Here is a 24941-nt window from a genome sequence, read left to right as displayed (position 1 = left end):
GTCTCTGGATACCGTCGGGCCCCGGCCGGCCGAACCCGCGGTCGCCGTGTGTCCGGAGAGCGAACCGAGCCCGTGCGTACGCAGCGAGAGACGACCACCCTGTGGCGGCCCACCGGGCCCGTGGAGTTGGAGTTGGTGCGGGAGACGGGGTGGCGGGCCTGGCCGCCCCGGCTTCCCGAGCAGCCGATCTTCTATCCGGTCCTCGACGAGGCGTACGCGGTGAAGATCGCGCGGGACTGGAACGTGAAGCACGACGGGGCGGGATACGTCACGCGGTTCGAGGTCGGGACGGAGTTCCTGCGGCGGTATCCGGTACAGCGGGCCGGCGGGGAGACGATCCTCGAACTGTGGGTCCCGGCGGAGGAACTGGAGGAGTTCAACGCGCACATCGTGGGCGAGATCGAGGTCGTGCACGAGTTCCGATGAGCCGGGTGACGGGTGACGGGTGACGGGTGACGGGTGACGGGCGGGGGCTTGGGGGCCGCCCCCCGCCGCCCTGGCCGCCCGCCGCCGCCCTGGCCGCCGCCGCCCCCCGCCGCACTCGCGGCCCCCGCCGCCCGGGTCAGCTCCTCACGGTCGTCGCCGGCCGGGTCGGCCTGGGGATGGACACCGGCCGACGGCCCGCGCCGCGCTCGCCCCCGACCTCCAGCAGGACCCGTACGAGTTCCTCGTGCAGGGCGTCGCTGATCTCATGTGCTTGGGGGGTGTCGACGTGCAGCATGTTGACGTGAAGGCCCGTGGCGGTGCGGTGGAACCAGTGGCTGATGCCGTTGCCCCGGGCGGCCCAGACGTGCAACATCGGCTTCCAGAGCGGGTGTCGGTGGCCGCCGGGGGTCCTGCGGAAGTCGATGTAGGAGAAGAAGTTCACCGGGAACGGCCAGTGGTGGAGGGTGAAGGACTCGGGGGCCAGTAGTTCCCACGCCCGTACGAAGGGGATGCCGGCGTGCCGCTGCAGCTCGCCGTACGCCGTGCGGGCCCGCGCGATCGTGGCCGCGTGGTCGCTGCTGCCCTCACCCACCCGGAACTCGATCGGCATCGTGTTCACGAACCAGCCGATGGAGTGCTGCCATGGATTCGGCGACCCTCCCGCGGCCCCGCCGTCCTCGTCCGCACGCTCGCTGATGGGGAGCAGGCCCCGGTAGACCCCCGGCCCTCCGAGGCGGTGCTGAGCCGTCGCCGCGGCCGCCAGTACGGCCGTGAAGACGCTGCCCCCCGCTGCGCGGGCGCCCGCCGCGAGCGCATCGGTGCCAGGGGTGTCCAGGAGCGGGAGGGCCCGGTTCACCAGGGGGTACAGCTGGTCTCCCGGCACGCCCAGGTCGAAGGGGAACCGGGGGAAGAAGCCGCCGTTCCCGCGGATGAAGTCCTTCCAGTACGTCAGACGCTCGTCGTCGGCGCCGAGGGAGGCATAGCGGTGACGCTGGTCGTCGCCGAAGGTCAAGTAGCTTCCTGCGGCGGGGAGTTGCGGGTTCCGTTCGGCCACGAGGTCGGCGTACGCGGACTGGAGCTCGTTCACGACGACGGGCATGGACAGGCCGTCGCACACGATGTGGTCGAAGCAGAGGTAGACCGTGGCGCTCGCCTCCCGGACCACCGCGCCCATGAGGAACAGCGGCCAGGACAGCGTGTCGATGCTCTTGAACGTCTTGTCGAGGTGGGTGTGCAGGTCGTCACCGCTGTGGAAGCGACCGACCTCCTCCGCCTCCAGGACGATGGACTCGGCAGCCAGCGCCGTGCAGTTCAGGTCACCGGCCAGGCGCCGGAACTCGCTGCGGAGCACCTCGTGCCGTCGTACGAGGAGCAGGAGCGCCGATTCGAGAGCCCCGAGGTCCAGCGGGCCCGCGATCTCGAAGGTCACCGTGATCGAGCTGGCGATTCCGTCGCTCGTGCTCCGCGTCGCCTCGGAGGACGAGTGGTGCTTGTCCTGATTGAAGGACGCTGACTTGAGCGGGGACGAGGCCGATTCGGGAGAGGAATCCTTCCCGTCCCGAGGGGAATGCTCCATGCGCAAGGACCAGGAGATGACGGTCCCAGGTTCGATGTCGGCGTCGGAGAAAGGAATCTGCAGCACTCGGGGGCTCTCTGTTCGTGACGTGGGGAAAAGTCGGGATTCGGGAGACGGATTCCGGAGACGGGAGTCGGGAGGGGGAGTCAGGGGATTCCCCGGGGATATTGAATTGATCAAGTGAGAAGGGCGCAGAGGGAATTCACCGCTGCGTCGACACCGTTCTCGGACCGGACGAGAGGGGCGATCTCACCGGCCCGGTGTCGCAGGTGCCGGTCCGTCACCGCCGTACTGATCGCTTCCGCGAGTCCGTGTGCCGTGAGGGTGCGGGCGGCGAGGGGGGCGGGAGCCACGCCCAGTGCCCGCATACGGGCGGACCAGTGCGTCTGGTCGCCCATGTGGGGGCACAGGACCTGAGGTCGGCCCGCGGCCAGGGCGGCGCCGACGGTGCCGGGGCCGCCGTGGTGGACGACCGCGGCCGTACGGGGGAAGAGCCAGTCGTGCGGGGCCTGGTCGATCGTCAGGATGTTCGGTGACGGGGAGCCGGTCGTGGCCGGGGAGGCGGACGGGCCCGCCGCCGCGCCGATGCCGCCCCAGCCCGTCGCGACCACCGCGCGGACGCCGGTCAGGCGGATCGCCTCGGTGACCAGCGCGTGGTTGCGGTCGGCGCGGGTGCCGGTCATGCTGCCGAAGCCGATGTAGACCGGGGGCGGCCCCTCGTCGAGGAAGCGGGCCAGCTCCCTGGGGGGCGTCCAGTCGGGGCGGGCGGGCAGGTACCAGAAACCCGTGGTGCGCACGGAGTCGCCCCAGGCTGGGTCGACCGGTGTGACGTGCCGGCTGAACGACTGCAGGACCGGGCGCCGCCTGCCCTCGGGGTCCCGCAGCCACCGCCGGGCACCGTGGCGGCTTGGGGGCAGGCCCAGTTCGGTGGTTCGCCAGCGTTCCACCTCGCGGGACCGCTGGGCCGCCACGACCACGGCGTACGTGCTCCGGTTGAGCAGGCGCGGCACGCGGGGGAGCGGCAGCAGCGGGCAGGGGAAGGTGTCGGTGGGGATCCAGCCGGGCTGCAGCGCCACGACCACGGCGGGTACGTCCAGTATGTCGGCCACGTGCTGGGCGGGGAGCGCCGCCGAATGGACCACCGCCGCCAGGTCGCCGTGGTCGTGGGCGATGGCCGCCACGTCCCGCAGCGGAGTGATGAGCAGGCGTTTGAGGCGGGCGACGGTCCGGGCGGCCGCGACTTTGCCGCGTACCCCCGTCAGGCCGTCGTCGATGACCCTGCGGGTGGGCGTCTCGTCGAGGATTCTGGTGGGGCCGTCGTCGATCGCGGCGAAATCGACTCCGTACGCGGCGGCTTCGGACGCGTATGAGGAGGGGGCGGCCAATAACGGGTGATGGCCGTGGCGACGCAGCGCCACGGCCAATGCGAGAAAGGGTTGTACGTCCCCGCGAGTACCGCATGCCGCCAGGAGAACCTTGCGCGGGCGAGCGCCGACTCCGAGGCTCTCCGGCCCCGATTCTTTGGGCATGACCACGCGCCGAACCTAGCAGAAGAGAATTCGAACGAGTTTTGCCTGATGATGAGTTCGAATACTTCTGGGATGGTCATTCATGGGTTTTTGATGAATGGGTGCGTGCGGTTGTAGGGATTTATTATCAGGTGCGGAACGGGCCCGTCACCTCGTACGTGATGCCGCCGGACGAACTGCCGCTCGTGCCGCGCTGGCTGGAGAAGTAGAGGCGGCGGCCGTCGGGGGAGAAGGCGGGGCCGGTGATCTCGGAGGCGGACTGGCCGTCGACGCGGAGGAAGGGGGCGACGGTGTCGTCCGGGGTGATGAGGCAGATCTCCATGGTGCCGCCGTCCTCGGCGACGTAGAGGTCGCCGGAGGAGGTCCCGGTGATGTTGTCGACGCCGGTGAGGGGAGCCGTGCCGGAGGTGACCAGGGAGTCGTCGTACGCCAACTCGTAGGTGTTGGTCGCGAGGTTGAGCTGCCAGACACGGTTGTCGCCCTTGGTGGTGAACCAGACCGTGTCGTCGGCGTAGTGGCAGCCCTCGCCCCCGTTGAAGGACTTCGAACCCGAGACCTGGGTGCGCGTGCTCGTCGGGGAGCCGTCCGGGTCGGGGACGTTCGCCCAGGTGTAGGAGCCGGAGGCGGCGGTGCCCGCGACCATGACCTGGAGGGTGCCGGCGGACAGGTCGCCCCAGGTCGTGGGGACGAAGCGGTAGAAGCGGCCGTTCGTCTCGTCCTCCGTCAGATAGACCACCCGGCGGACCGGATCGGCGGCCGCCGCCTCGTGCTTGAAGCGGCCCATCGCGTCCCGGCGGACCGCGGTGTTCACGCCCCACGGGTCGGTCTCGTAGACGTAGCCGCGGTCGACCTCCTCGCAGGACAGCCAGGTGTTCCACGGGGTCCTGCCGCCGGCGCAGTTCTGCCGGGTGCCGGACAGGACGCGGTACGCCGACGTGACCGTGCCCGTCGAGGAGAACCGCACCGCGCTCGCGCCGCCGGACGGGTTGATCTCGGAGTTGGAGACGTAGATCCAGCCGCTGCCGTCCGCGTAACAGGCGCCGCCGTCTGGGGCGTTGTGCCAGGTGTACGACGTGCCGGGGACCGTCTGGCCGGAGCGGGCGATCACCCGGCTGGTGAAGCCGCCCGGAAGCCTGATGCCGTTGGCGTCGGCCGAACCGAGCGCCCCGTACGGGCCCGCGCCGGGCTGGGCGGGCGCGGCGTACGCGGCGCCGCGCCAGAGGGTTCCGCCGAAGGCGGTCGATGTGCCGCCGAGCACGGCCGCGCGCAGGAGAGTACGACGTTCCACTGTCGCTCCAAGGGGTACTTCGAACGGCCCGCCTGCCGGTCGGCGGCGGGGTCGCGCGCTGATGGACCTTAGGGCACTCTGATTGACAGAGCATGGACAACCCGTGACTCTACGGCGGCGTTCACGGATGGCACATGGGTGGGACGTGGGTGGCGCAGGGGGAGGGGCGGGCCGGCGCCAGTTCACGCCGGCAGCGGCGGGGCCTCACGGCGTCGTTTCCCCGGCCGTCCTCCGGACCCGTGCCCCTGACCGTGCCCTTGTCCCTGCCCATGCCCCTGCCCGTGTCCGTGGGGATGGGTCGGCGGCTCCGCCGAGGGAAGGCGGACGACCGCGTCCAGCCCGCCCGTGGCCGCTTCCCGCAGCGCCACCTCCCCGCCACTGGCGTGCGCGAGGCGCTGGACGAGGGAGAGACCGAGACCGGTGCCGCCCTTGGGAGCGCCGGGGGCGCGCCAGAAGCGGTCGAACGCTCGGGCGCGCTGCTCGGGCGTCATACCGGGGCCCTCATCGGTGACATGGAGGTCGACCCAGTGCGGCCGGGCATCGCGCAGGGCCCGGCGGGCGGGGACGTGGAGCCGCAGTTCCATGGTGACCGTGCTGTGGGCGGGGGAGGCGCGCAGGGCGTTGGAGAGGAGGTTGTCGAGGATCTGCTCCACGGCGCCGGGGACGGCCGTCACCGGGCCGACCACCCCGGCGAACAGGACCAGCGAGACCCCACCGCGCTCGAACAACGGCCCCCACGTACGGTGCCGTTCCGCGCAGACCGCACCCAGGTCGACCCGGGCCGGGACGGCCGCCGCCTCCTCCAGCCGGGCCATCGCCAGCAGACCCTCGACCATCCGGGCCAGCCGGTCCGTCTCCGTGACGGCGGCGTCGAGGCTGGGCCGGGCGCGCCGGGCGATGTCCGGTTCCAGGTTCTCCAGCCGCAGCCGCAGCGCCGCCAGCGGGGTCTTCAGCTGGTGCGACGCCTCGCCGGCGAAGGCCCGCTGGGAGGCCAGCAGGTGTTCGAGGCGGGCCGCGGTCGTGTTGAAGGCCGCCGCGAGGCTGCGTACCTCCGGCGGGCCCGAGGTGACCACCACACTCGTGGCCGCACCGCCCTCGGCCAGCCGGTGCGTGGCCTCCTCCAACTGCCGGATGGGGCGCCCGGTCCAGCGCGCGAACGCGAACGCCACCGCGGCGACCCCGGTGAGCACCGCGAGCCCGGCCAGCACCAGGAGCAGCCAGACCGCGAACACCCGGGCGTGCACCATGGTCGTCGGGAGGGTGACGCGCACGGCGCCCTGGGCCGGCGCGGCGGTCATGGCCGTGGTGGTGGTCGTGGCGGCGGCCGTGGTCGTGTTCGGGGGCGCGCTCGGCGTCGTGCGGCCGACCGGAGCCGCCACCGACAGGTAGTGGACGCCGCCGGTCGTCGTCGTACGGACGTCCGTCGTGGCCCGGCCGCGGAGCGCGGCGGAGATCTCGGGCTGGGAGGGGAGGGTCTGCTCCTCGTCGTCGGACAGGGAGTGGGAGGACGCCAGCAGCCTTCCGCCGGCGTCGACGATGACGACCTTCCCGCCGATGCGCTCGGCGCAGTGCCTGGCCCGCTCGACGAGTTCGTCCTGCCGGCCGGCGGCGAGGGAGAGCGCCGCGTACGCGGCCACCGACTCGGCCTCGTCGTTGGCCGAGTTGACGATCCGCTCGCGTTCGGCCCGCGAGTAGACGAAGCCCAGCGGGATCTCCAGGCCCAGCAGGACCAGGGCCGCGAGGCTGAGGTAACTCAGCAGCAGGCGTCGGGTCATGACGCCGACGCCCTGGCGCCGGGGGTGCGATGCCTCCCGGAGCCCGCGCCCAGGCCACGGCCGCGCCCCGGCCCGGAACTCTGGGGCAGGCCCTGCCCCGGCGCCTGCCCGGGGGCGCGCACGGCCAGTCGGAAGCCGACGCCGCGCAGGGTCTGGATCCATGCCGGGTCGCCCAACTTGCGGCGCAGGGTGGCGACATGGACGTCCAGCGTCTTGGTCGGGCCCTGGTAGTGGTCGTCCCAGACGCGGTTGAGGATCTGCTGCCGGGAGTACACGGCGCCGGGGTCCTCGGTGAGCAGCGCCAGCAGTTCGAACTCCTTCGGCGTCAGCGCGACGGGCACCTCGCCCACCCACACCTGCCGGGTCCGCCGGTCCACGACCAACGGGCCGGGCGGCGGAGCCGAGCCGTCGTCACCGGCGGCCGGCCCGGCGGTGGGGGGACGCGGTCCGGGCGGGGCCTGTTCGTACATGGGGGGCTCGTAGGCGGGGGGTGGGGGGACGGAGGGGGCGTAGGCAGGGGGTTCGTAGGAGGAGGGTGCGTAGGCGGGGTTGCCGTACGCCGGGCTTCCGTACCTCGGCGAGCCGTGCGGGGGTGTGGCCTGCGCGGGGGTGATGTCGAACGCCGGGTCACCGAAGACCGGGTCGACGGGGGTGGGCGGTGCCTCGTACACAGGTGTCTCGTACGCCGGTGCCTCGTGGGCAGGTGTCTCGTGTGCCGGTGCCTCGTGCGCGGCGGACCAGTCGTACTCCGGCCCACGCGCCCCCACACCGAAACCGGCCCTACGGCGGCCCGTGCCCCCACCGTCGGGACGTCCCCCACCGCCCTCGGCCCCGACGGCGAGACCACCCGACTCAGCGGATCCGAAGCTGCCCGCGCCCGTGCCCGCGCCTTCGCTCCCGAGGCCGTCCCCCACCTCGAAGGCGCTCGTGGCCGTGAAGTCGTTCTCAGCCCCGAAACCGACCCTCCCCGGCCCCGCCTCGGCCACCACGCCCCCGGCGACCACGTCGGGTGCGGTCCCGTTCGTCGACCGCCGGCGGCGGCGTGACACCGCCCGTATACGGGCGACCAGTTCGCGGATGCTGAATGGTTTCGCCAGGTAGTCGTCGGCGCCCAGCTCCAGGCCCAGGACGCGGTCGGCCTCCTCGCCCCGCGCGCTGAGGATGATGAGGGGGACGTCGGAGACCCGGCGGATACCGCGGCAGACGTCGATGCCGTCCATGTCGGGCAGACCGAGATCCAGCAGGACGACATCGCCGTGCGGACCTCTCAACCCGTCCGCACCGGTGGCCACGTGGTGGACCGTCAGGCCGAAGTGCCGCAGCCCGTCGGCGAGCGGCTCGGCGATCGTCTCGTCGTCCTCGATGAGCAGCACTCGTACGCCCATGGCCGCCTGTCTCTCCAGAAAGTCGGGACAACACGGGACCCGTGCTGTGGGGCGCCACGCTACAAGAGAGCGGACAAGAACGCGTGGGGAATCCGAAGCATTGTGAAATGACCCTCAGAAATCGCTTGTATTCGGCGGCCCGACCTGCGGAGAAGGGGTGTGTGGCTGAAATCTGTGGAAAACCTGGCACCGCTTTAGTGTTCGCTTAACCTTCCTCTGGTCATCGCCGCCCTACGGTCGTAAGAGCTGGTCGGAACCGCTTCAGGGAGGCAGGATGAAGGCGCTGCTGGATCGTGCCCGGTCGTTCAAGCGACGGGTCGACTTCGAGAGCGACGAATACCGGAAACTCGCCGTCGGGCAATTTCCCGAGGCGCTGTTCATCACCTGCTCGGACTCGCGGGTGATTCCCGCCCTGATCACCGGGGCGCGGCCCGGTGAGATATTCGAACTGCGAAATGCGGGCAACATCGTGCCGCCGCACGACGCGTACGGGACCGCCTCCGGTGAGGCCGCCACCATCGAGTACGCGCTGGAGGTGCTCGGCGTTCAGGAGATCGTGGTGTGTGGCCATTCCCACTGCGGCGCGATGGGCGCGCTGACGTACGGCGCCGACCTGTCCGGCCTGCCCAGGGTGGACGCCTGGCTCGACTACGCCCGTCCCGCGCTCGAACCCGTGCTCGGTGAGCACAGCGGCGGACAGGGCGGTGAACGCGGCGGCGGACAGGGCGGCGAACCCGGCGGCGACAGTACCCCGGGCACCACCTCCTCGTCCGAGGACCCCGCCCTGCGCGAGGTCGTCCAGCTCAACATCCGCAACCAGCTCGCCGTGCTGCGCGACTATCCGGGCGCCCGGCGGCAACTCGACGCCGGACGGCTCCGGTTGCACGGCTGGTACTACGAGATCGACACCGGAAAGATCCACGAACTGGACGCCGACGGCGACTTCCAGGTGCACGACTCATGAGTGGCGCCCACGGCCGACGCCATGAGGCGGGCACCCGGACCGCGGCCGGTGACCCGGAGGCCGCGGACGCCTCGCAGGAACCGAACGGCTCCCGGCGCCCCCGCGCCACGGCCGCCCGCCCCGCCGCGGCCCTGCGCGCCATGGCCCCCGGCGGCCGGGTCGACTTCGCTACGGAGATCACCGCGTCCCTCGTCGTCTTCCTCGTGGCGCTGCCGCTCTGTATCGGCGTGGCCGTGGCCTCCGGTGTGCCGGCCGAGCTGGGCATCATCTCCGGGGTGATCGGCGGTCTGGTGGTCGGCGCGGCGCGGGGCAGCACGCTCCAGGTCAGCGGGCCGGCGGCCGGGCTCGCGGCACTCGTCGCGGAGACGGTCATGGAGTTCGGCGTCGCGATGCTCGGCGTGATCGTCCTCTTCTCCGGCCTCCTCCAGATCGTGCTGGGCCTGGTGAAACTGGGCCGGATGTTCCAGGCGATCTCCCTCGCCGTCGTCCAGGGCATGCTCGCCGGCATCGGTCTGCCGCTGATCTTCAGCCAGCTGTACCCGATGTCGGACTCCAAGGCGCCGGGCACCCCCCTGGAGAACATGGCGGGCGTCCCCGGGCTGATCGCCGACACCGTCACCGATCCGCAGGCGCTGATCGCCTTCGGGCTCGGAGTCGTCACGATCGTGCTGAGCTTCCTGTGGAAGCAGGTGCCCGGGCCTCTCCGGAAGGTGCCCGCCGCACTCGTGGCCGTAGGGATCGGGATCGCGGTCGCCTCCCTGCCGGGCATCGAGGTCAAGACGCTCCAGGTCGGCGATCTGGCGGCGTCCGTGGACGTGCCCGGGGCGGAGCAGCTGTCCGGGCTGGCCGACGCCGGGATCATCACGGCGATCCTCACGTTCACCGTGATCGCCTCGGCGGAGAGCCTGTTCACCGCCGCCGCCGTGGACCGGATGCACAACGGTCCGCGCACCCGTTACAACACCGAGCTGATCGCGCAGGGCGCGGGCAACACGATCGCCGGTCTGCTCGGCGCGCTGCCCATCACGGCGGTCGTCGCGCGCAGCTCGGCGAACGTCCAGGCCGGTGCCAAGACACGCCTCTCCCGGACCCTGCACGGCCTGTGGCTGCTCGCCTTCGCGCTGCTGCTGCCGCAGGTGCTGGCACTGATCCCGATCTCGGTGCTCGCGGGTGTCCTCGTGCACAGCGGGTGGAAGCTGTTCGCGCCGGACGAGTTCCCGAAGATGTGGCGCCAGGACCGGGGCGAGTTCGCGGTGATGACGCTGACGACGCTGGTCATCACGGTGACCGCGCTGCTCGAAGGGGTGCTGTTCGGACTGGCGGCGGGTGTGGTGCTGGCCGCGCTGCGCATGTCGCAGACCGTCGTCCGCCAGCACATCGAGGACGACACGGCGAAGGTGGTGATGGCGGGCAACGCGACGTTCCTGCGGCTGCCGAAGCTGATCGACGCGCTGGAGGGCGCGGCGGCCTCCGGCAAGCCCCGTATCCGGCTCGACCTGCTCGGGGTGACCCACCTCGACCATGCGTGCCGCAGCCAGGTCGAGGAGTTCGTGGCGCAGCAGCGGGGGGCGGGGGTGCGGGTGGAGCTGCTGATGCCCGACCTCACAAGGCCGCCGGGGGCGAAGGAGGAGCCGGAGGCCACGTCGGCGCCGGCGCCGGACCCGGTGTCGACGCCGATGCCGGCGCCGGTGTGGGACTACGCGACGGTCGGGACGGCGGCGGTGGGGGGCACCGGACCGCTGCCCCCCGGCCCCGGGCCCGGCCCCGACGCGGAGTGGTTCTACCTCGACACCCGCCCCGTGCCGGACGTCCCGGGCGCCCCGCCGCCGCTGCTGCGCCGGGGGCGCGACTGGGCGGACTGACCTTCGGCTCGTCGGCGGCCGCGGCCCGGTGGGGGTTCTCGCGCGGTTCCCCGCGCCCCTGAAAGACAGGACCCTGCGGGCCCCCAGGCCCAAGCCCCTGCGGCCCTGAACGCTCGGGCTCCCCCGGGCCGGCAGGACGACAGGCCAGCGGGCCTGGAAAGCAGTGGGCGCAGCCCCTGCTTTCCAGGGGCGCGGGGAACTGCGCGAGCAGCCCCACCGGACCCGCGGCCGAGCCCGACCCCCCCCGCAACCGGGGCCGACACCCTCCCGCAACCCCCTCGGCGAGACTACGCTGAACACCCGCTCAGGAGCGTTTCGGGAGGTGGCGTCATGACCGGCGGCTGGAACGTACGCGACATCCCCGACCAGCACGGCCGCACCGCGGTCGTCACCGGCGCCAACAGCGGCATCGGATACGTGGCGGCACGGGAACTCGCCCGCCGCGGCGCCCACGTCGTCCTCGCCTGCCGCAGCGAAAAGCGCGGCGCGGCCGCACTGGACCGGATGAGCGCCGAAGTCCCGCACGGGAGTCTGGAGTTGATCCGGCTCGACCTCGGCGACCTGAGTTCCGTCCGGGACTTCGCGGACACCTACGCCCGCACCCGCGACCGCCTCGATCTGCTCGTCAACAACGCGGGCGTGATGGCCGTCGCGCAGGGCCGCACGGCCGACGGCTTCGAGACGCAGTTCGGCACCAACCACCTCGGTCACTTCGCGCTGACCGGCCTGCTGCTGCCGTTGCTCCTGGCCACTCCCGGCGCCCGGGTCGTGACCCTCTCCAGCACCATGCACTTCAGGTCGAACATCGACATCGACGACCTCAACAGCGAGCGCAAGTACGGGCGTTGGGTCGCCTACGGCCGCTCCAAGACCGCCAACCTGCTGTTCACCCACGAGCTGGCCCGGCGGCTGGCCGCCCACCACTTCGAGGTGGTCGCGGCGGCCGCGCACCCGGGCTACGCGGCGACCAACCTCCAGACGGCCGGAGCCACCGCCGAGGGCCGCAAGGGCGTCGAGCGCTTCATGCGCGTCGGCAACAGCGTCTTCGCCCAGTCCGCCGAAGCGGGCGCCCTGCCCACGCTGTACGCGGCGACCGCCCCCGGCGTACGCCCCGACGCCTTCATCGGGCCGTCCTTCCTGATGTGGCGCGGCGCGCCCGGCCCGTCCAGAAGGGCGCCCTGGGCCCACGACGACCGGGCCGGCGAACGCCTCTGGACGGCCTCCGAGCAGCTGACCGGCGTCACGTACGAGCAACTGAAGGCGTGACGCGGCAGCCGTGGCCCTGCCTACGCGGCGCGCACCTCGTACGCCGTGATCCGTACCGCCTCGTCGTCCAGGCATTCCCCGCTCGCCAGGTCGAAGCGCTGCTTCAGCAGCGGCGAGGCCACGAACGGGCGGCCCTGGTGGCTGCCGGTGAGACCCCGGGAGAGGACGGCGGCGCCGCCGAAGGGGTCGCGGTTGTCGATGGCGTACAGCCTGCCCGCGCGGTCGAGGAACAGCGCGGCCTGGTTGCCGTCGGGGAGCAGGGCGGCCACGCCGCGGCCCGGGATCAGCAGGGTCAGGTCGCAGACCGTGAACCAGCCGTCCGCTAGCCGCAGCTGGACCTTCACATCGGTCTTCTCGGGGGCGATCGTCATCGCTGGGCGCTTCCTTCCAGGACATCGGCGGGCCGCAGGCCGATGGACAGCAGCGGCAGGTCGGGCTTGATCTGGTCGCGCTCGGGGACGAAGCCGACGACCGGGTCCGGGGTGTCCGGGGCGTTGACGAAGGACACGAACCGGGCGAGCTTCTCGGGGTCGTTGATGGTGGAGGCCCACTCGTCGGCGTAGGCCGAGACGTGGTCGGTCATCAGGGACTCCAACTCCTCGCAGATGCCGAGGGAGTCCTCCATGACCACGTCCCGGACGTGGTCCAGGCCACCGGGGATCCGCTCCAGCCAGGTCGAGGTGCGCTCCAGGCGGTCCGCGGTGCGGATGTAGAACATCAGGAACCGGTCGATCAGCTTGATCAGCTGGGCGTCGTCGAGATCCTGGGCCAGGAGGTCCGCGTGGCGGGGGGTGGCGCCGCCGTTTCCGCCGACGTAGAGGTTCCAGCCGTTGGAGGTGGCGATGATGCCGAAGTCCTTCGACTGGGCCTCGGCGCACTCGCGGGCGCAGCCGGAGACCGCCGACTTGAGCTTGTGCGGGGAGCGCAGGCCCCGGTAGCGCAGCTCCAGGTCGATCGCCATGCGGACCGAGTCCTGGACGCCGTAGCGGCACCAGGTCTGCCCGACACAGGACTTCACCGTGCGCAGCGACTTGCCGTAGGCATGGCCGGACTCGAAGCCGGCGTCCACCAACCGGGCCCAGATGAGGGGGAGTTGCTCGACGCGCGCGCCGAACATGTCGATCCGCTGACCGCCGGTGATCTTCGTGTAGAGACCGAAGTCGCGGGCGATCTCGCCGATCACGATCAGCCCCTCGGGGGTGATCTCGCCGCCGGGGATGCGCGGGACGACGGAGTACGAGCCGTTCTTCTGCAGGTTGGCCAGGAAGTGGTCGTTGCTGTCCTGCAGGGCCGCCTGCTCGCCCTCCAGGACGTAGCCGCTGGCGCCGATCGTCGGGGCGAGGGAGGCGATGATCGAACCGACCGTGGGCTTGCAGACCTCGCAGCCGTCGCCGCCCTTGGCCTCGTCGCGGCCGTAGCGGTCCAGCAGCTGCTGGTAGGTGTTGATGCGCAGGGCGAGGACGATCTCGTACAGCTCCTCGCGGGTCTGCGAGAAGCAGCCGCACAGGCCCTTGTCGACGACGATGCCGCCGGCCTCCAGCTCGGCGGTGACCAGCTGGCCCAGCACCTTCACACAGCTGCCGCAGCCGGTGCCGGCCTTGGTGCACTTCTTGACCTCGGGCACCGTGGTGCACTGGTGGTCGGTGACCGCGCCGCGGATCGCGCCCTTGGACACGTTGTGGCAGGAGCAGATGATCGCCTCGTCCGGCAGCGCGGACGGGCCGAGCTGGGCGCCGCCGCCGGAGCCCGCCGGCAGCACCAGCGACTCGGGCGAGACCGGCGGGACGGACCCGGTGAACGCCTTCAGCGTGCCGTACGCCTCCGCGTCGCCGACCAGGATGCCGCCGAGCAGCTCGCCGTCGCGGCCGATGACCAGCTTCTTGTAGACGCCCGAACGGGAGTCGGAGTACACGACGTCCAGGCAGTCGGCACTCGCGCCGTGCGCGTCGCCGAAGGAGGCCACGTCCACGCCGAGCAGCTTCAGCTTCGTCGACATGTCCGCGCCCGTGAACGCGGCCTCGTCGGCGGCGATGGTCGCGGCGGCCGTCTCGGCCTGCTCGTAACCGGGGGCCACCAGGCCGTACACGCGGCCGTCGGAGGCCAGCGCGCACTCGCCGATCGCGAACACGTGCGGGTCGTTCACGGTCCGGCACTGCTCGTCGACGCTGATGCCGCCGCGCTCGCCGACCGTCAGGCCGCAGTCGCGGGCGAGCTGGTCGCGGGGGCGGACGCCGGCGCTGAACACGACGAGGTCGGTGGCGAGTTCGCTGCCGTCGGAGAGCTTCATCCCGGTGACGGCACCCTGCTCGTCGACCACGATCTCCTGGGTGCCGACGCCGGTGTGCACGCTCAGGCCCATGCTCTCGATCGTGCGCAGCAGCGCGGCGCCACCGCCGTCGTCCACCTGCACGGGCATCAGCCGGGGCGCGAACTCCACGATGTGGGAGGTGAGTCCGAGGCCCTTCAGCGCGCCGGCCGCTTCGAGTCCGAGCAGACCGCCGCCGACCACGGCACCGGTCTCGGCCGTCTTCGCGTACTCCTCGATCGCGAGCAGGTCCTCGATCGTGCGATACACGAAGCAGCCGGTGGCGTCCTTGTTCGGGACCGGCGGCACGAAGGGGAACGAACCGGTGGCGAGGACGAGGATGTCGTACTCGAAGACCTGCCCGGAGCGGGCCGTGACCTTCCTGGCCTCGCGGTCGACCGTCTCCGCCGGGTCACCGACGAACAGCTCGATGCCGTGCGTCTCGATGAACTCCATGTCGGTCATCGACAGGTCCTCGGGCGTCTTGCCCGCGAAGTACGAGGTGAGCGCCACGCGGTCGTACGCCGGGCGCGGCTCCTCGCACAGCACGACCACGCGGTGCGTGGCGGTCAGACCGCGCTCGGCGAGCGCCTCCAGGAAGCGCTGGCCGACCATGCCGTGGCCGACGAGCACGATCGTGGGGGTGGGCCCCAGGGTGGCGGACATTCAGGAGCCTCCATCGTTGGTGAGCAGGTGGAGCAGGGGAGCGCCGTCTCCGGGGAGCGGCTCCGCTCCCTCCCAGGCGCGGGCGAGCGCGCCCACCGTGCCGAGTTCGCCGACGAGCACCCCGCCGACCAGGCGGTTCTCGCGGACGACGACCTTGCGGTAGGTGCCGCGTGTGGCGTCGGTGAGCTGGATGACGTCGTCGCCGGGCAGCGGTTCGGGCTCGCCGAACGCGGCGAGGTCGAGGAAGTCCGCTCCGGCGAGCGTCAGCCGGGTCAGGGCGCGGGTGCCGGTGTAACGGGCGGCCGGGGACGCGGCGTCGCCGGCCAGCAACTCGGCCAGGACGTCGGCCTGTTCGAGCGCCGGGGTGGCGAGCCCGTAGACCGTGCCCCGGAACTGGGCGCAGTCGCCGATCGCGTGGATGTGGGGGTCGGAGCTGCGCAGCTCCTCGTCGACGATGACGCCCTTGTGCACGGCGAGCCCCGCGTCCTGGGCGAGACCCACCCGGGGATGGACCCCGCAGGCGATGACGACCAGGTCCGCGTCGAGCGTGTATCCGTCGGCCATCGACACCGACCGCACGGTCCCGCCGACGCTGCGCACGGCACGGACACGCGTCTCGGTGTGCACCTCCACGCCGAGGTCGGTGAGGTGGCGTCGGACCAACTTTGAGGCGGACGGGTCGAGTTGACGTTCCATCAGTCGTTCGCCCTGCTGGGCGAGGACGACCTGGGCGCCGCGCAGGGCGAGCGCGCGGGCGGCGGAGACCCCGAGGAGCCCGCCCCCGATGACGACGGCCCGTGCCCCGGGCCGTACGGCCTTGGACAGCCGCAGGCAGTCGTCCATGGTCCGGAACGCGTGCACCCCGTCGGGGAACTCGTGCCGCTCCGGGTCCCAGAGGCCGCGCAGCGGCGGCAGCACCGGGTTCGAACCGGTCGCGAGGACCAGTCTGTCGTACGCGATCTCCGTACCGTCCGCGAGATGTACGGCTCGCATCTCGCGGTCGATCCGGACCACCCGGCCGTTCACCAGCCGCGTGGGCTCGGCGGGGGCGGGCAACGCGATGACCTCGGGGGCGTACCGCCCGGCCAGGACCTCGGCGAGCAGCACCCGGTTGTACGGTGTGTGCTCCTCCTCGCCGACCAGCGTGGCGGGCATGCCGAACTCTCCGAGCCGCCGGGCGAGACGTACGCCCGCGAGGCCGGAGCCGATCACCACCACACGCTCATTCGAGGTCATGTCCTTGAGCCTGCGGTGCCGGTGTTACCCGACCGCATCGCGTCTGTTTCCCACGAGGAACGCTGCCCTCCCCGCGGCCCCGGTCCGGGTGTGAGGGGTTTCCGGGAGGGTGCGATGGGGTGTGAGGACACCCGGGATCACGCTGCTGACCTGGCCATACGACGGCCGCGCGGGCGTATACGGGAGGACGGGGCGGGGCGCGGGGAGGCGGGGGCGCGCCGGGCCGCGGTGCCGTAGGTCACGTCGGGCGGGCAGTCACGGCGCGACATCAGGCACGTCGGCGGGTGCCGGGTGCCGGGTGCCGGGTGCCGGGTGCCGGGTGCCGAACCCGTGAGGATCCTCACCTCAGACCTCACCTCAGAAGATCCTCAGGTCGATGGACAGCGCACGTATCGCACCGCATAGGGTCGCGGTCGTGCCCGACATATCGCTGACCATGGTCGTAGTCCTCTGCCTCGCCGCCCTCGCGGCCGGCTGGATCGACGCCGTGGTGGGCGGCGGCGGGCTTCTGCTGCTGCCCGCCCTCCTCCTGGGTCTGCCGAACGGCGCCTCGGCCGCGCAGTACGCGCTCGGCACCAACAAGGCGGTCGCCATCGTCGGCACCACGGGCGCGGCGGTCACGTACGCCCGCCGCACGCCCGTCGACGTGCGGATCGCCGTACGCATCGGCCTGGCGGCATTGGCGGGCTCGACGGCCGGCGCGTTCGTGGCCGCCGGTCTGAGCACCGAGGTGCTGAAGCCGGTGGTCATGGTCGTCCTGCTCGCCGTCGGCGCGTTCGTGATCCTGCGCCCCTCCTTCGGCACGACGGCCCCCGCCACGGGCCCTGTCCCGGCACGCCGCGTCCTCGCCGCGATCGGCCTGGCGGGCGTCGGCATCGGCTTCTACGACGGCCTCATCGGCCCCGGCACCGGCACGTTCCTCGTCCTCGCCCTGACCGCCCTCCTCCACCTGGACCTGGTCACCGCCTCCGCCACCGCCAAGATCGTCAACTGCTGCACCAATGCGGGCGCGCTCGCCACGTTCGCCTGGAAGGGCACGGTGTACTGGCAGTTGGCGGCCCTGATGGCGGTCTTCAACCTCGTCGGCGGCACCGTCGGCGCTCGGACCGCCCTCAAGAAGGGCAGCGGCTTCGTCCGGGTCGTACTGCTGACGGTGGTGTTCACGCTCGTGGCGAAGATGGGGTACGAGCAGTGGATGGCGTGAAGGCGTGAAGGCGTGAGGGCGTGAGGGTTGAGGGCGTGCGGGTTTGAGGGCGTGCGGGTTTGAGGGTTGTGGGGGGTGCGGCGCTCGCCGGTGCTGGGGGCGGCCGGTGCCGGTGCTCAGCCAGGGCGACTGCCCGTGAGATGGGCGAAGACGACCACGTTGCCCTGGTAGCCGGTCGCCCGCGAATACCCCCCGCCGCAGGTGATGACCCGCAACTCCGGCCTCGTCGCCGCCCCGTAGACCTTCTCGTCGGGGAAGTCCCGTGCGTCGTACACCTCCACCGCGTCCACCGTGAACACGGCCGTCCCGCCGTACCGCCGGTCCACCTCGACGATGGCGCCGCGCTTCAGGGCGCCGAGGCGGAAGAAGACGGCGGGCCCCTCGGCGTTGTCCACGTGTCCGGCCACGATCGAGGTGCCCCGGGCGCCGGGGCTGGTGCCGGCCTCGTACCAGCCCGCGAGGTTCTCCTTCGCGGCGGGCGGGACGTCCAGGCTGCCCGCGGGCGTGAGGCCGAGACCCATCAGCGGCGCGTCCACGCGGAGGGAGGGGATGCGGATGCGGTCGGGCGGAGAGGGCGGCAGTGGCACGGCTGCCGGGGCCGTGGACGCGCCGCCCGGCTCCGGCGAGGCACTCGGCGTACCGGACCGGAGGTGGGCCTGCGCGGCCGACGGCTGGGGAGGCGCGTGCGAGGCGGTGCCGCTGCGCACCAGCCACGCGCCGCAGAAGAGGGCGACCACGGTCACCCCGGCTATGACGGAGTCGGAGAGCCGACGCACGAGGACCTCCTCACGGCCGTGCGGGCGTTCGAAACGGTCCCGTGTCCTCCCCTCCGGGCCGAGGGGCATCGGGCCCGGAGGGGAGGGGGACGGCGGTACCGGCGGACGGACGGCGGAGGGTGTCCGTCAGATCCCGTCGCCTCTCGCCCGGCGATGCAGGAGCCAGGTACCGCCCGCGGCGGCGACGGCCAGAGCCGCCACGCCCGCCGCGGTCTGCACGGGGTCGGGACCGAGTGCGCCACCGACCCCCGTCTTCACACTTCCCCTCGGATACGCCGACGGCGCGGTGCGCGTGCCGGTGAGCGAGACCACCAGGTCGCCGGTGACCCTGCGGCCACCGTCGGCGCAGGTCGCGACGATCTCGTACGTCCCCGGCTGCGCGCTCGGCGGCACCTCGAACCGTCCGTCGAGCCGCTGCCGTCCTGAGTCGGGCGCCAGCGGGAAGGAGCCGGCGCCGACCGCGCCGGCGTCCCCCGTCGCCGTGCCGCCCGCGCCGCAGGCCGTCGTACGGACGGTGACCTCGTCGCCGGGGACGACACCGGCCGGCGAGACGTCGAGTCGCCCGGTGCCCTCACCGCCGTACGCGGGTGCGGCGGCGAGGGCCGCGAGGGCGACGGCTAGCGCGGTTGCGGTCAGCGGCCGGACGGTACGTCGCATCGTGCTGGCTCCTCCGAGAGTCCTCCGTTCCTTTCCGAGGTAAGTGGCACACCGTGTCGAGCGCCTGCTGATGGCCCGTCAGAAATGATGTGAATGGGTGTCAGGGGGGCGGAGGAGCAGGGCGAGTGGCGAGGTGTTTGGCCAGGTCACCGAGGTGAGGTGAGGGTCCGGCGGCAGAGAACGCGATCGAGGGGGCCCGGGGGTGTGAACGGGTGACCGGAGGTCGGGACGGGGCCTCGGTGGGTCGTGGCGGCCACGGGCTTGACCTCAAGCAAGGTCGAGGTACGAGGGTGGTCCCCATGCAGACCACAACGGACACGCACACCGACATCGCGCCCGTCTCCTCCTCCGCCACCCCGGTCCGGGTGACGCTGGTCATCGGCAGCAACCGCACCGGCCGCTTCGGCCCGGTGATCGCCGAGTGGCTGCTGGGGAGGGTGCGGCGGCACGACGGCTTCGAGGTCGACGTGGTGGACGTCGCCGAGGCCGACCTGCCGACGACCTTCGCGACGACCCCCGAGAGCACGGCACGGCTGGCCGAGATCACCCCGAAGCTGGCGGCGGCGGAGGCGTTCATCGTGCTGACGCCCGAGTACAACCACTCCTACCCGGCGGCCCTGAAGAACCTCATCGACTGGCACTTCCACGAATGGCGCGCCAAGCCGGTCGCGCTCGTCTCCTACGGCGGCATGTCGGGCGGCCTCCGCGCGACCGAACACCTCCGGCAGGTCTTCGCGGAACTCCACGCCACCACCGTCCGCGACACCGTCTCCTTCCACCAGGCCCACACCGCCTTCGACGAGACCGGCCACCTCAAGGACCCGTCCGCCCCCAACTCCGCGGCCCACGCGATGCTGGACCAACTGTCCTGGTGGGCCCACGCCCTACGCGAGGCCAAGAAGAGCCGCCCGTACGGGAGTTGAGGGCATGAAGGGGGTTGACGCTGACCCGGGGAGGTCGGCCGGGTGTGGGAGGCGAGGCCTGGGCGGGCCTGGGGGTGGTGGTCCGGTGAGGTGGACGGGCGGGCCTGGGAGTGGTGGTCCGGCCCGGTCCGGCGAAGTGGACGGGCGGGGCCTCTCGGGGGTGGCCCCGGGACTCTGGCGAGGTGGACGGGCGCGGAGGCGCCGGTCCGGCGGGGCGTACATGATGGTCCGCCGGGATGCCGGGCCGGTCGGTCCGAAAAGCGAAGCGGGACGAAGCCCCGCTTCGCTTTCAGGGGCGCGGGGAACTGCGCGAGCGACCACGACGCACCCGCACCCACCCACGAGCCTCACACCCCCCGGCCTCCTGACCTCCCGCCCCAAGGGGGTCGAAGGGGCACCGCCCCTGGGGATGGGACGGGTAGGGGCGGCGGGGGCGAGAAAAGACACCGCCACCACCCCACCCCGGCCAAGACCTCAGCACCCGCCCCCATGCCCAGGCTCCGGAACCTCAGGCACCTCCTCCACCGGAGGAACAGGCACCTCCGCCCCCGGCACAACCACCTCGGGCGGCCCAGGCGCCTCCACCACGGGCGGCGCCTCCTCGACGGGCGGCACCTCCTCCGCGGGTGGTGCCTCCACCACAGGTGGTGCCTCCTGCACGGGCGGCGCCTCCTCGACGGGCGGCACCTCTTGCACAGGTGGTGCCTCCTCGACGGGCGGCACCTCCTCGGCCGGCGGCGCCTCCTGCACGGGCGGCGCCTCCTCGACGGGCGGCGCCTCTTGCGCAGGTGGTTCCGTCACGGGCGGCGCTTCCTCGGCCGGCGGCCCTTCTTGCACGGGCGGCGCTTCCTCGGCCGGCGGTGCCTCCTCCACGGGCGGCGCCTCCCGCACCGGCGGTGCCTCCTCCACGGGCGGCGCCTCCCGCACCGGCGGTGCCTCCTGCACGGGCGGCGCTTCCTCGGCCGGCGGCGCCTCACGCACCGGCGGCACCCCCCGCACAGGCGGCGCCCCCTCCACCGGCACCCCCACCCGCACCGACACCCCCTCACCCCCACCCGCACCGAGACCACCGGGCAGACGCGACCCCACCCCCACCACCACACCCCGGCGCTCGACAACCTCCGGCGACCGCCCCTCGGGCCGATGCGGCACCGGAGCCTGCGCGACCGGCACCCGCCGAGCCGCCCCCGCGTCCGAGTCGAGGGGCGCGAGAAGGGCACCGGCCACCACGACGACGGCCGCCGCAGCCACCCCCACGGCCGCAACCGCGGGCACCTTCACCCCGCCAGCCCCACTCGCCCCACTCGTAGCCACCTGCCGCACCGCATGCAGCAGTTGTCCGCCATACGCGCCCGCCCCACCGGTCCCGCCCGCCCCACCCAGCGCGGTGACCGCCCCTGCGGACCCCGCCGTCAGGGAGAGCAGCAACTTGCCCCCACCCCCACCCACGACGAACACCACAAGCGCCGGACCGACGAGCGCGGGCAGCCGGTCGTTCGTGCGCATCAGCACCGCGAGCCGCGCCCGGCAGTCGTCGCACACGTCCACATGGCCGAGCAACTGCTCGGACTGCCGCGAGGTCGCCGTACCGCGCACGTACGCCGGCATACGCCCCCACCGCACCTGACACGCCGGATCGACCGGCGCCCCCGGCTGCTCGCGCAGGAAGGCCTGACGCATCCCCTCACGCGCCCGGTGCAGCAGCACCGCCGTCGCGCCCTGCTTGGCGCCGATCCGCTGCCCGACCGTCTCCAGCGGCTGCCCCTCCGCCTCGGCCAGCCACAGCGCCCGCACCCACCGCTCGGGCAGCTGGCCCAGCACACGCACCAGCAGATCGACGGAGGAGACCTGTTCGGCGGGGTCGGCGAGGTCGGCGGCACCGGCGGCCACCCGCACGTCGGCCTCGACCCGCTCGGGAGCCGTCGGATCCAGCGGCGTCTCCCGCGTGGCGGCCGTCCCCGCGGCGGTCGCGAGATGCCGGACCGTCGTCGTCAGATAGGCCGGGACGTTGTCGATCTCGTGCCCCGCCGACAGCCTCCGCCACACACGGAAGTGCGCCTCCGCGACGAGGTCCTCGGCGGTCCAGGAGTTCCTGGTGAGGGAGCGCGCGTACGCGACGAGGCGCGGGTGCTGTTCCTCGAAGATCCGGGTGTACGCGGCGGTCGCGGACGGGCCGTCGGTCATGGCGGGGACGCTCTCCAGTCACCTGCTGATGGGTTGTGGCTGATTTTGTATGTCGCAATGACAAAAATCTCAAGTAATCACACAAAGTGACGCGCATCACAGCGGGTTACTTCCATGGCGGCGTAATACAGGGGGACTTGGCGCAGTCGGACCGGGTGTCACCCGAAGAGACAACTGACGAACACACGAGCCCGCGGCCTCCGAGCATCCGAAGGGCCTGAACCGCATGAAGAAGTCGAAGCGCCCGAAGAACCCGAAACCCCCGACGGACCCGCAGCACCGGCCGCACCCGAGGAACGCGCAGCAGCCGAGGAACGCGCGGCACCCGAAGGACCTGACGTGCTTGAACTGGAGACCGCTCATGCACCCCGCGCAGCCCACCATGCCCACACCCCCCGCTCTCGAACAACGCGCCCGCGCCCGCCTGATCACCCCCGACTACGACGAGGTCCCGGTCCGCACCACCCTGCGCTACACCCCGGACGACCCCTTCGCCGTGCACATCGACTTCCCGGCCGGCGTCTCCGCCGACGACGTGAACGTGACCTGGGCGTTCGCTCGCGCCCTGCTGGCGGAGGGGCTGGACAGGCCGACCGGTATCGGCGACGTACACCTGTGGCCCTACGGCTCGGCCCACACCGTCGTGGAACTCCGCTCACCGCACGGCATGGCCATGATCCGCTTCGACACACCCACCCTGCGCCGCTTCCTGCGCCGCTCGTACGCCGTCGTCGCGCTCGGCGGCGAGACCCTCGGTCCGGCGTTCGAAGGCGGCCTCGCGTCCCTGCTGGACGGGGTCTGAGACGGGCCGCCCGGAGCGCCCGCTATGTTCGACCCGAACGTCCGGATGTGCGGAGTGGGCATGCAGAAGACAGATGAACCGGCCGAAGCGGCGGCGACGGCCGGGCCACACGGGACGGCGGCCGACCCGGAAGCGGCGACGGCCGGGCGGATGACACCCGCCGGCACCGACGCGGCCCCCGGCACCGACGCGGCCCCCGGCACCGACGTACCCGCCGACACCGACGCGGCCCCCGGCACCGACGTACCCGCCGACACCGACGCGCCCGCCGACCAGACCTGGCCCCGTCACTGGCCCCTGCTGCTCCTCGGCGCGGCCGTCGTCCCCGGTGTCGCGCTGTTCGCCATGGCGAGGTGGATGGAGGAACCGGCCGTACAGGCGTGGCGGACCGTCTGTCTCTCCATCGCCGTGCAGGCGCTGCCGTTCCTGCTGCTCGGTACGGCTCTGTCGGGTGCCATCAACGCGTTCGTACCGGCGCGGGTGTTCACCCGGGTACTGCCCCGCAGGCCGGCGCTCGCGGTCCCGGTCGCCGGTGCCGCCGGGGTGATCCTGCCCGGGTGCGAGTGCGCCTCGGTGCCGGTCGCGCACAGTCTGATCCGGCGAGGGGTCAGTCCGGCCGCCGCCTTCGCGTTCCTGCTGTCGGCGCCCGCCATCAACCCGATCGTCCTGACCGCCACGGCCATCGCCTTCCCCGGCAGCCCCGAGATGGTGCTGGCCCGGCTGCTCGCCTCCCTCGTCACGGCCGCCGGAATGGGCTGGCTGTGGCTCTGGCTGGGGCGTGAGGAGTGGCTCAAGCCGGTCGCGCGGCACACGGGACACCGGCCCGGGCAGAGCCGCTGGAACGAGTTCCGCACCGGCTTCCAGCACGACTTCCTGCACGCGGGTGGCTTCCTCGTCGTCGGCGCGATGGCCGCGGCCACCTTCAACGTCCTCGTCCCGCGTACGGTGCTCGACACCTTCGCCGACTCGCCCTGGCTGTCGGTGCTGTTCCTCGCCGCGCTCGCCATCCTGCTCTCGGTGTGCTCCGAGGCCGACGCCTTCGTCGCCGCGTCCCTCACCGGCTTCTCACCGACCGCGCGGTTGACCTTCATGGTGGTCGGGCCCATGGTCGACCTCAAGCTGATCGCCCTGCAGACGGGCACCTTCGGCCGGGCATTCGCGGTCCGCTTCTCCAGCGCGACCGTCGTCGTCGCGATCCTGTGCAGCGTCCTGATCGGAGCCGTCCTGCTGTGAAACGACCCCTGCAGGCGCTCCTTCTCCTCCTCTGCGGCCTCGGCCTCCTGCACGCCACCCTCCTCACCGACCACTACCTCCGATACGTCAAGAAGGGCATGCATCCCCTCCTCGTCGCCTCGGGCGCGCTGCTGCTCGTGCTGGGCGCGGCCGAGGCGTGGTCACTGTGGAGGCGGAGCAGGACCGTCGCCCAGGACCGCCACGACGACGGGCACAGGCACGACGGCGAGCGCAAGCACGACGGCGAGCACGAGGGCGGCGACGGCGAGCACGAGGACGGCCACGGCGAGCACGAGGACGGCCACGGTCACGATCACTCCACCCCGCCCCGAGTCGCCTGGCTCCTGCTCCTCCCCGCCCTGAGCCTGCTGTTCTACGCCCCGCCGGCCATCGGCGCGTACACCGCCTCCCGCGAGCCCCCCAAGGCGGTGACGATCACCGAGCAGGACGCGTTCGACCCCCTGCCCAAGACCTCACCGCTCCCGATGACCCTCACGGACTTCACCCGCCGGGTGCAGCAGGACCGCGACCGGGCCATCGCGGGCCGCACGGTCGAGCTGACCGGCTTCGTCACCCCGGACAAGGCAACCTCCTCCGGGACGGGCGGCGGCGCCGGGGACGCCGGCTGGTACCTCACCCGCGTCATCTTCAGCTGCTGTGCCGCCGACGCCCAGTTCGTGAAGGTACGCGTCCACGACACCCCGGCCCCGCCCGCCGACACCTGGGTCACCCTCACCGGTACCTGGCACCACGCCGGCACCCTCGGCACGAGTTCCGCCGAGGCGGCCCTCGACGCCCACAGCCTCAAGAAGATCCCCCGCCCGTACAACGACTACACGGACGGCCTCCCCCTCCCACCCTCCTGATCCGCTCGACCCGCCCGA

Annotated in this window: 20 protein-coding genes and 1 pseudogene; 9 read left to right on the top strand and 12 right to left on the bottom strand. The window is 72.4% G+C overall.

Annotated features, from left to right (window positions below):
- Positions 1-72 precede the first annotated feature (72 nt).
- Positions 73-426: a hypothetical protein gene (locus tag H4687_RS15690; RefSeq protein ID WP_046918117.1), complete on the top strand. Its 354-nt coding sequence runs from the start codon at positions 73-75 to the stop codon at positions 424-426.
- A 136-nt stretch (positions 427-562) separates the two neighbouring features.
- Here the strand turns inward: H4687_RS15690 and H4687_RS15685 are convergent, their stop codons facing one another.
- The 6 genes and pseudogenes from H4687_RS15685 to H4687_RS48690 form a co-directional block, all read right to left on the bottom strand.
- Positions 563-2002 carry a condensation domain-containing protein gene (locus tag H4687_RS15685; RefSeq protein WP_225966710.1) on the bottom strand — a complete coding sequence of 480 codons (1440 nt, stop codon included), beginning with the start codon at positions 2000-2002 and terminating at the stop codon, positions 563-565.
- 176 nt (positions 2003-2178) lie between these two features.
- A complete protein-coding gene (locus H4687_RS15680) occupies positions 2179-3531 on the bottom strand; it encodes a glycosyltransferase (protein WP_078907182.1) in 1353 nt (450 codons plus the stop codon).
- A 127-nt stretch (positions 3532-3658) separates the two neighbouring features.
- Complete coding sequence (locus tag H4687_RS15675; protein ID WP_046918704.1) at positions 3659-4819, bottom strand: alkaline phosphatase PhoX; 1161 nt, start codon at positions 4817-4819, stop codon at positions 3659-3661.
- Between the two features lie 182 nt (positions 4820-5001).
- The gene (locus tag H4687_RS15670) at positions 5002-6594 is read right to left on the bottom strand and encodes a sensor histidine kinase (RefSeq protein ID WP_046918705.1); all 1593 of its coding nucleotides are present in this window, start codon (positions 6592-6594) and stop codon (positions 5002-5004) included.
- Positions 6591-7064 (bottom strand): winged helix-turn-helix domain-containing protein, encoded by a 474-nt coding sequence (locus tag H4687_RS48695; protein ID WP_408990240.1) that lies wholly within the window; start codon positions 7062-7064, stop codon positions 6591-6593. Before H4687_RS48695 ends, H4687_RS15670 begins: the two co-directional genes overlap by 4 nt.
- Before the next feature lie 557 nt (positions 7065-7621).
- Positions 7622-7979: pseudogene (locus tag H4687_RS48690) on the bottom strand (response regulator transcription factor); the annotation flags it as partial.
- A 274-nt stretch (positions 7980-8253) separates the two neighbouring features.
- Here H4687_RS48690 and H4687_RS15660 point away from each other — a divergent pair.
- From H4687_RS15660 to H4687_RS15650, 3 genes are all read left to right on the top strand, one after another.
- Positions 8254-8943, top strand: coding sequence for a carbonic anhydrase (locus tag H4687_RS15660; protein ID WP_046919706.1), 690 nt, complete (start codon positions 8254-8256; stop codon positions 8941-8943).
- Positions 8940-10805, top strand: coding sequence for a SulP family inorganic anion transporter (locus tag H4687_RS15655; RefSeq protein ID WP_046919705.1), 1866 nt, complete (start codon positions 8940-8942; stop codon positions 10803-10805). The genes H4687_RS15660 and H4687_RS15655 overlap by 4 nt, the downstream gene beginning before the upstream one ends.
- Positions 10806-11135: 330 nt before the next feature.
- Positions 11136-12071: an oxidoreductase gene (locus tag H4687_RS15650; RefSeq protein WP_046916893.1), complete on the top strand. Its 936-nt coding sequence runs from the start codon at positions 11136-11138 to the stop codon at positions 12069-12071.
- 20 nt (positions 12072-12091) lie between these two features.
- Here the strand turns inward: H4687_RS15650 and nirD are convergent, their stop codons facing one another.
- From nirD to H4687_RS15635, 3 genes are read right to left on the bottom strand one after another with little or no spacing between them, the layout of a single operon-like run.
- Positions 12092-12442, bottom strand: coding sequence for a nitrite reductase small subunit NirD (nirD, locus tag H4687_RS15645; RefSeq protein WP_046916894.1), 351 nt, complete (start codon positions 12440-12442; stop codon positions 12092-12094).
- A complete protein-coding gene (gene nirB / locus H4687_RS15640) occupies positions 12439-15042 on the bottom strand; it encodes a nitrite reductase large subunit NirB (RefSeq protein ID WP_046916895.1) in 2604 nt (867 codons plus the stop codon). Before nirB ends, nirD begins: the two co-directional genes overlap by 4 nt.
- A complete protein-coding gene (locus H4687_RS15635; RefSeq protein ID WP_050398244.1) occupies positions 15043-16278 on the bottom strand; it encodes an NAD(P)/FAD-dependent oxidoreductase in 1236 nt (411 codons plus the stop codon).
- A 415-nt stretch (positions 16279-16693) separates the two neighbouring features.
- Between H4687_RS15635 and H4687_RS15630 the strand changes: the two genes are divergently transcribed.
- Positions 16694-17482, top strand: coding sequence for a sulfite exporter TauE/SafE family protein (locus tag H4687_RS15630; protein WP_046919507.1), 789 nt, complete (start codon positions 16694-16696; stop codon positions 17480-17482).
- A 116-nt stretch (positions 17483-17598) separates the two neighbouring features.
- Here H4687_RS15630 and H4687_RS15625 read toward each other — a convergent pair whose 3' ends face one another.
- Together H4687_RS15625 and H4687_RS15620 are read right to left on the bottom strand one after the other, a co-directional pair.
- Positions 17599-18258 carry a class F sortase gene (locus tag H4687_RS15625; protein ID WP_046919510.1) on the bottom strand — a complete coding sequence of 220 codons (660 nt, stop codon included), beginning with the start codon at positions 18256-18258 and terminating at the stop codon, positions 17599-17601.
- 126 nt (positions 18259-18384) lie between these two features.
- The gene (locus tag H4687_RS15620) at positions 18385-18915 is read right to left on the bottom strand and encodes a hypothetical protein (protein WP_046919508.1); all 531 of its coding nucleotides are present in this window, start codon (positions 18913-18915) and stop codon (positions 18385-18387) included.
- 299 nt (positions 18916-19214) lie between these two features.
- On the opposite strand from H4687_RS15620, the gene H4687_RS15615 reads away from it, so the two are divergent.
- Entirely contained in the window at positions 19215-19838 is a 624-nt protein-coding gene (locus H4687_RS15615) for an NADPH-dependent FMN reductase (RefSeq protein ID WP_046919509.1), read from the top strand.
- A gap of 474 nt (positions 19839-20312) precedes the next feature.
- Here the strand turns inward: H4687_RS15615 and H4687_RS15610 are convergent, their stop codons facing one another.
- A complete protein-coding gene (locus tag H4687_RS15610) occupies positions 20313-22022 on the bottom strand; it encodes a sigma-70 family RNA polymerase sigma factor (RefSeq protein WP_192781676.1) in 1710 nt (569 codons plus the stop codon).
- A 343-nt stretch (positions 22023-22365) separates the two neighbouring features.
- Between H4687_RS15610 and H4687_RS15605 the strand changes: the two genes are divergently transcribed.
- Genes H4687_RS15605 through H4687_RS15595 form a run of 3 tightly spaced genes read left to right on the top strand, consistent with a single transcriptional unit; the run spans position 22366 to position 24923 of the window.
- A complete protein-coding gene (locus H4687_RS15605; RefSeq protein ID WP_225966708.1) occupies positions 22366-22824 on the top strand; it encodes an SsgA family sporulation/cell division regulator in 459 nt (152 codons plus the stop codon).
- A 24-nt stretch (positions 22825-22848) separates the two neighbouring features.
- Positions 22849-24057, top strand: a complete 1209-nt coding sequence (locus tag H4687_RS15600; RefSeq protein WP_107082394.1) for a permease — start codon at positions 22849-22851, stop codon at positions 24055-24057.
- Entirely contained in the window at positions 24054-24923 is an 870-nt protein-coding gene (locus H4687_RS15595) for a TIGR03943 family putative permease subunit (protein ID WP_050398245.1), read from the top strand. The genes H4687_RS15600 and H4687_RS15595 overlap by 4 nt, the downstream gene beginning before the upstream one ends.
- Positions 24924-24941: the final 18 nt, after the last annotated feature.

This window comes from Streptomyces stelliscabiei, assembly GCF_014873495.1.
Taxonomy (GTDB): Bacteria; Actinomycetota; Actinomycetes; order Streptomycetales; family Streptomycetaceae; genus Streptomyces; species Streptomyces bottropensis.
Note: the sequence above shows the minus strand (reverse complement) of the source record. Positions and strands in the feature narration are given on the sequence as shown.